Here is a 6,767-nt window from a genome sequence, read left to right as displayed (position 1 = left end):
CATCCACGTGCCGCGCGACGCCGCGCTCACCGCCGACGCCGTCACCGTGCGCGACGGGATCGTCTCGGACCGCGACGGCGCGCCGCTCGCCGACGTGTCGGCGATCCGGTCGCTGCGCGGCGCGCACAACTGGCAGAACGCGGCCGTGGCCGTGGCGGTCGCCCGCGCCCTCGGGCTTGCGGCCGACGCGATCCAGGCCGGGCTCGCGAGCTTTCCCGGCCTGCCGCACCGGATGGAGGAGGTCCGGGTCCGCGGGCCGGTGCTGTTCGTCAACGATTCGAAGGCGACCAACGCCGACTCGACCGAGAAGGCGCTGACCGCCTTCCGCGACATCCACTGGATCCTCGGCGGCAAGGCGAAGGACGGCGGGATCTTCCCGCTCGTCCCGTATTTCGAGCGCATCGCCCACGCCTACCTGATCGGTGCGGCCTCCGACGCCTTCGCCGCCACCCTGGAGGGCGCCGTGCCCTACACCCGCTGCGAGACCCTGGACGTCGCCGTGAAGGCGGCGGCCGAGGGCGCGGCGGCGTCGGGTGCGCCCGAGCCGGTGGTGCTGCTCTCGCCGGCCTGCGCCTCCTACGACCAGTTCCGCAGCTTCGAGCAGCGCGGCGACGTGTTCCGAGAGCTCGTGCGCGCGCTGCCCTGAGCCGCCGCTTCGAGGCACGCCAGCTCGCTGCGCGCCTCGTGCCGGACGTGGCCCTACCGGGCCAGCACGCTGGCCGCCTCGCGCGTCGTCGTGACCGCCACGGAGACCTCCGTCACCGAGGCCGAGATCGTGCTGATGTTGGCGGTGATCGCCGCCACGGCCTGGGCCGCGGCCTGCATGTTCTGCGACAGGTCGCGCGTGACGATGCTCTGCTCCTCGACCGCGCTCGCCGTCGCCACGACGTTCTCGCGCATGATGTCGACCGAGCCGCTGATCGAATCCAGCGCGCCGACCACCTCGCTCGACAGGCCCTGCAGGCCGTTGATCTCGGCACCGATCTGCTCCGTCGCGCGGGCGGCCTGGTTGGCGAGGTTCTTGACCTCGCTCGCGACGACCGCGAAGCCACGTCCGGCTTCTCCGGCGCGCGCCGCCTCGATGGTGGCGTTGAGCGCGAGCAGGTTGATCTGCGCGGCGATCGACTGGATCAGGCCGACGATGCCGGTCATCGACCCGGCAGCCTCCGTGAGGCGCTGGGTGAACCCGCCGGCCGCCTGGACCCGCTCGAAGGCGGCGTCGGTCGCGCTGCGCGAATGCCCCATGCTCTGGGAGATCTCGGCGACGGAGGCGGCCAACTCCTCAGACGCCGCCGCCATCATCGCCACGTTGCTCGAGGTCGTCTCCGCGGCGGCGAAGGCCGCGCCGGACCCGTCCGCCGAGCGGCCGATCGCCTGGTCGATCTCGGTGAAGTTGCGCTCGATCAGCCGGCGAAGGTTGGCCAGCAGCATGACCTGGTCGGTGACGTCGGTGGCGAACTTCACGACCTTGTAGGGGCGGTTCGCGGCGTCGAAGATCGGGTTGTAGGTCGCCTGGATCCAGACCTCGCGGCCACCTTTCGCGATGCGCTTGTACTGCGCCGCCTGGTACTCCCCACGCTTCAACGCCGCCCAGAACGCCGCGTACTCGGCGCTCTGCCGGTAAGCCGGCTCGACGAACATGCTGTGCGGGCGCCCGCGAACCTCCGACAGGTCGTAGCCCACCACTGCGAGGAAGTTCGCGTTGGCATCGAGGATGGTGCCGTCGAGATCGAAGGCGATCACCCCTTGCGCCTTGTCGATCGCCGCGATCTGGCCCGCCCGGTCGGCATCCTCGGCCTTCTGGCGCGTGATGTCGGTGGCGAACTTCACCACCTTGTAGGGCTTGCCGTCCCGCCCGATCATCGGGTTGTAGGAGGCCTCGATCCAGAGGTCGCGGCCGCCCTTCGCCATCCGCCGGAACTGGCCTGCGCTGAACGCGCCGGTGCGCAGTCGATCCCAGAACGCCTTGTACTCCGCCGAGTCCCGGTACTGCGGGTCGACCAGCATCGCATGCGGCTGCCCGACGAGTTCGGGAAGCGTGTAGCCGACGGCCGCGAGGAAGTTCGCGTTGGCGTCGAGGATTCGGCCCGACAGGTCGAATTCGATCACCCCCTGGACGCGGTCGAGGGCGGCGAGCTTGGCGGCGGCTTCGACGGTCTTGCGTGCGGCGAACATGGGCGGATCGTCCCGGCGTGGCGACTCGGAAGGAGGCGCTGTCGTAATTGCAATTCAAGATTGCAATTTCGCCGTTAAAATTTCGTATGCACTACGGATCGGCTGGCGGGCCGGGCGGCTTGGCGGGTTTGGCAAGGATGCCTTTACCATTCGCGGACAGGATCGCTCCCGACCGTCGCGTGCTCCTGCGCGACCGCTCGAAGGTCGTCGCACGCCCATGATGTCCCGCGCGGAACGCACGCCCCTGACCGACTGGTGGTGGACGGTTGACCGCGGCCTGCTCGCGGCCTTGGCCGCCCTGATGGTCGCCGGCCTGGTCTTCCTGATGGGCGGCGGCCCGCCGGTGGCCGAGCGCATCGGCCTGCCGACCTTCTACTTCCTCAACCGCCAGGCGATGTACCTCGCCCCGACGATCGGGTTGATCTGCGCCGTGTCGTTCCTGAGCCTGCGCGGCATCCGCCGGCTCGCGCTCGGCACCTGGCTCGTCGGCGTCGCCCTGTGCCTGCTCGCCGGCAAGTTCGGCCCGGAGATCAAGGGCGCCCACCGCTGGATCCAGTTCGGCTCGTTCGGCCTGCAGCCCTCGGAGTTCGTGAAGCCCGCCTTCGTCATCGTCGCCGCCTGGGCGTTCTCGGAAGGCGCGCAGCGCCGCGACATGCCGGGCGGCTTCCTCGCGATCCTGCTCCTGCCGATCACCATCGTGCCGCTGCTGCTGCAGCCCGACTTCGGGCAGACGATGCTGATCACGCTGGTGTGGTGCGCCCTGTTCTTCGTGGCCGGCCTGCACCTGATCTGGGTGGCGGTGCTCGGCGTCCTCGGCCTGACCGGGGTGTTTGCCGCCTACACGTTCTTCCACCACGTGCGCGAGCGCTTCAACCGCTTCCTCGACAAGGATTCCGGCGACAGCTTCCAGACCTTCTGGTCGCAGGAATCGTTCCGCTCCGGCGGGTGGTTCGGCACCGGCCCGGGAGAGGGGATCGCCAAGCGCCACCTGCCCGACGCGCATACCGACTTCATCTTCTCGGTGACCGGCGAGGAATTCGGCGTCCTGGTCTGCCTCTGCCTCGTCGCTTTGTTCGCCTACATCGTGCTGCGCGGGCTCAAGCTCGCGCGCCGCACCGACGACACCTTCTCGAGGCTCGCCATCACCGGTCTGATCACCCTCTTCGGCCTCCAGGCCTGCATCAACATGGCGGTGAACACCCAGCTCATGCCGGCCAAGGGCATGACGCTGCCGTTCGTCTCCTACGGCGGCTCGTCGCTGATCTCGCTGGCGCTGGGCATGGGCTTCCTCGTGGCCCTCACCCGCAAGCGCCCGCGCACCACGATGCTGAGCCAGAAGCCTCCCGGCACCGCGCCGGCCACCGTCGCCGGGGTGATGCGGTGACGGTGTTCACGCCCACCATCCTGCTCTGCGCCGGCGGCACCGGCGGCCACCTGTTCCCGGCCGAGAGCCTCGCCCACGCGCTCCGCGCCCGCGGCATCCGCGTGGTGCTCGCCACCGACGCGCGGGTCGATTCCATCGCGGACGGCTTCCCGGCCTCCGAGGTCGTCACGATCACCTCGGCGACGCCGTCGGGCCGCTCGATGCTGCGCCGGGCCGGCGCGGTGCTGACGCTGGGCCGCGGCTTCGCGGAGGCCGCCAAGGCGGTCAAGCGCATCAACCCTGCGGCGATCGTCGGCTTCGGCGGCTACCCGACCGTGCCGCCGATGCTCGCCGGGCAGATCCTGCGGGTGCCGACCATCATCCACGAGCAGAACGCGGTGATGGGCCGGGCCAACGCCTTCCTGGCGCGCGGCGCCCGCACCATCGCCACCGGCTTCAAGGAGGTCCGCGGCGTCCCCGACAAGGCGCGCGCGCCGCGCATCCACACCGGCAACCCGCTGCGCCCGGCGGTGATCGAGGCCGCCAAGGTCGCCTACCCGCCGCTCGGGCCGACGGACGTCCTGCACCTCCTCGTCTTCGGCGGAAGCCAGGGCGCGCGGGTGATGGGCGAGGTCGTGCCGAAGGCCCTGGCGCAGCTGCCGGCTGCCTTACGCGCCCGCCTCCACCTCGTGCAGCAGGTCCGCCCCGAGGACCTGACCGCGGTGCAGAACGACTACCTCGCCATGGGGCTCGCCGGCCTCGAGGCGGCGCCGTTCTTCAAGGACCTGCCCGGGCGGATGGCGGCGAGCCACCTCGTGGTCGCGCGCTCGGGTGCCTCGACGGTCTCGGAGCTCGCCGCCATCGGCCGCCCGTCGATCCTCGTGCCGCTGCCCGGGGCCCTCGACCAGGACCAGGCGGCCAACGCGGCGACGCTCGCCAAGATCGGCGCGGCGCTGGCGATGGCCCAGACCGCGTTCACGCCGGACCGCCTCACCGCGGAACTCGTCGACGCCTTCGAGAATCCTCAAAAATTGACCGCGGCGGCCGACGCGGCGAAAAGCGCCGGCATCCACGACGCCGCCGAGCGGCTCGCCACGGTGGTCGTCGACACGGCCGCCCGCACCTGAGTCTTCCGGGACGCACGCCTCGGCGCAGTCCCGCCATCGAACGGTTCTTCCTATGAAACGGTTCTTGCCATGAAGCTGCCCGACAAGCTCGGTCCCATCCACTTCATCGGCATCGGCGGCATCGGCATGTCCGGCATCGCCGAGGTGATGCACAACCTCGGCTACACGGTTCAGGGCTCCGACGCCTCCGACAACGCCAACGTGCGGCGGCTCGCCGACAAGGGCATGAAGACCTTCGTCGGCCACGCCGCCGGCAACGTCGAGAATGCCGGCCTCGTCGTCGTCTCCACCGCGATCCAGCGCGACAACCCCGAGCTGATGGCCGCCCGCGAGGCCCGGCTCCCGGTGGTGCGCCGCGCCGAGATGCTGGCCGAGCTGATGCGCTTCAAGTCCTGCGTCGCCATCGCCGGCACCCACGGCAAGACCACGACGACCTCCCTCGTCGCGACGCTGCTCGACGCCGGCAACATGGACCCGACGGTCATCAACGGCGGCATCATCAACGCCTACGGCACCAACGCCCGCATGGGCGAGGGCGAGTGGATGGTGGTGGAGGCCGACGAATCCGACGGCACCTTCCTCAAGCTGCCGGCGGACGTCGCCATCGTCACCAACATCGACCCCGAGCACCTCGACCATTTCGGCTCGTTCGACGCGGTGAAGGACGCCTTCCGGCGCTTCATCGACAACATCCCGTTCTACGGCTTCGCGGTGATGTGCATCGACCATCCCGTGGTCCAGGACATGGTCGGCCACATCGAGGACCGGCGCATCATCACCTACGGCGAGAACCCGCAGGCCGACGTGCGCCTGATCGACGTGGACCTCCGCGGCGGCCAGAGCCGCTTCCGCGTGATGATCCGCGACCGCCGCCCCGGCTTCCGCATGGAGATGGAAGACCTCGTCCTGCCGATGCCGGGCAAGCACAACGCGCTCAACGCCACCGCGGCGCTGGCCGTCGCCCACGAGCTGGGCGTGTCCCCGGAGGCGATCCGCAAGGCGCTCGCGGGCTTCGGCGGCGTCAAGCGCCGCTTCACCCGCACCGGCGAGTGGAACGGCGCGCAGATCTTCGACGATTACGGACACCATCCGGTGGAGATCAAGGCGGTGCTCAAGGCCGCCCGCGCCTCCACCGAGGCCAAGGTGATCGCGATCGTGCAGCCGCACCGCTACTCGCGCCTCGCCTCGCTGTTCGACGACTTCTGCACCTGCTTCAACGACGCCGACACGGTCATCGTCGCCCCGGTCTACGCCGCAGGCGAGGCGCCGATCGAGGGCATCGACCGCGACGGCCTCGTCGCAGGCCTGCGCTCCCGCGGCCACCGCGACGCGCAGGCGCTGGAGCGTCCGGAAGACCTCGCCGGCATGGTCGCCGCGCACGCGATGCCCGGCGACTACGTCGTCTGCCTCGGCGCCGGCAACATCACGCAATGGGCCTACGCCCTGCCGGCGGAGCTGGCGGGGCTGAAGGGGTGAAGCCGTGCGCTCGTCCGATACGCAACGGACGAGCCTTCGCAGGAGGTTGCGCCGAACGGAGACCGAAGCCGAACGCAAGTTATGGCTTCGCCTGCGCGATCGAAGACTCGGCGGGTTCAAGTTCGTGCGGCAGGAGAGCATCGGCGCCTACATCGCGGATCTTGCCTGTCGTGAGGCGAAGCTCATCGTCGAAGCCGACGGATCGCAGCACGCCGAGAGTGCAAGGGACGCCGTTCGGGATGCCTGGCTCAAGGGCCAGGGCTATCGCATCCTCCGCTTCTGGAACCACGAGATCATGAACACCCCCGACGCCGTGATCGACACGATCCTCGCCGCGCTGCCCCCCTCTCCCCGCGGGCGGGGAGAGGACGCCCGACACTTCGTCGTGTCGGGCGTGAGCCCGCAGGGCGAGGGTGAGGGGGTCTCGACGATCGTGCCTCGTTCGGAACCGCCCCCTCACCCCCGGCTGCCGCCTCGCTTCGTCGACGACGAGGTCGACGAAGCCCTCTCCCCGCGTGCGGGGAGAGGGGGGGCGCACACATGACCGCCTTCGCCGACATCACGCCCGCGATCCGCGCCGGCGCGCCGAACCTGCGCGGCCGGCTGCTGGCGAACCCGTCGCTGGC

At 70.3% G+C, this 6,767-nt stretch carries 6 protein-coding genes; 5 read left to right on the top strand and 1 reads right to left on the bottom strand.

Annotated elements, in window-relative coordinates:
• On the top strand, positions 1-646 hold a 646-nt coding region (locus tag FV222_RS13940), incomplete at its 5' end, for a cyanophycin synthetase (protein WP_281406886.1).
• A gap of 53 nt (positions 647-699) precedes the next feature.
• On the opposite strand, the gene FV222_RS13935 is transcribed toward FV222_RS13940, so the two are convergent.
• Complete coding sequence (locus FV222_RS13935; protein WP_147764276.1) at positions 700-2,175, bottom strand: PAS domain-containing methyl-accepting chemotaxis protein; 1,476 nt, start codon at positions 2,173-2,175, stop codon at positions 700-702.
• 217 nt (positions 2,176-2,392) lie between these two features.
• On the opposite strand from FV222_RS13935, the gene FV222_RS13930 reads away from it, so the two are divergent.
• From FV222_RS13930 to FV222_RS13915, 4 genes are all read left to right on the top strand, one after another.
• Positions 2,393-3,559 (top strand): putative peptidoglycan glycosyltransferase FtsW, encoded by a 1,167-nt coding sequence (locus FV222_RS13930; RefSeq protein ID WP_147753363.1) that lies wholly within the window; start codon positions 2,393-2,395, stop codon positions 3,557-3,559.
• Complete coding sequence (gene murG, locus FV222_RS13925; protein WP_147814698.1) at positions 3,556-4,665, top strand: undecaprenyldiphospho-muramoylpentapeptide beta-N-acetylglucosaminyltransferase; 1,110 nt, start codon at positions 3,556-3,558, stop codon at positions 4,663-4,665. Before FV222_RS13930 ends, murG begins: the two co-directional genes overlap by 4 nt.
• Positions 4,666-4,734: 69 nt before the next feature.
• Positions 4,735-6,141, top strand: a complete 1,407-nt coding sequence (gene murC / locus FV222_RS13920; protein WP_147814696.1) for a UDP-N-acetylmuramate--L-alanine ligase — start codon at positions 4,735-4,737, stop codon at positions 6,139-6,141.
• A gap of 4 nt (positions 6,142-6,145) precedes the next feature.
• Positions 6,146-6,685 carry a DUF559 domain-containing protein gene (locus FV222_RS13915; RefSeq protein ID WP_147764279.1) on the top strand — a complete coding sequence of 180 codons (540 nt, stop codon included), beginning with the start codon at positions 6,146-6,148 and terminating at the stop codon, positions 6,683-6,685.
• Positions 6,686-6,767 lie beyond the last annotated feature (82 nt).

Source organism: Methylobacterium sp. WL103, from assembly GCF_008039885.1.
Taxonomy (GTDB): Bacteria; Pseudomonadota; Alphaproteobacteria; order Rhizobiales; family Beijerinckiaceae; genus Methylobacterium; species Methylobacterium cerastii.
Note: the sequence above shows the minus strand (reverse complement) of the source record. Positions and strands in the feature narration are given on the sequence as shown.

Excerpts from the sequence above, each read along its gene's own strand:
- FV222_RS13930 (WP_147753363.1), top strand. The coding sequence starts at position 2,393 with ATGATGTCCCGCGCGGAACGCACGCCCCTGACCGACTGGTGGTGGACG.
- FV222_RS13935 (WP_147764276.1), bottom strand. The coding sequence starts at position 2,175 with ATGTTCGCCGCACGCAAGACCGTCGAAGCCGCCGCCAAGCTCGCCGCC.
- murC (WP_147814696.1), top strand. The coding sequence starts at position 4,735 with ATGAAGCTGCCCGACAAGCTCGGTCCCATCCACTTCATCGGCATCGGC.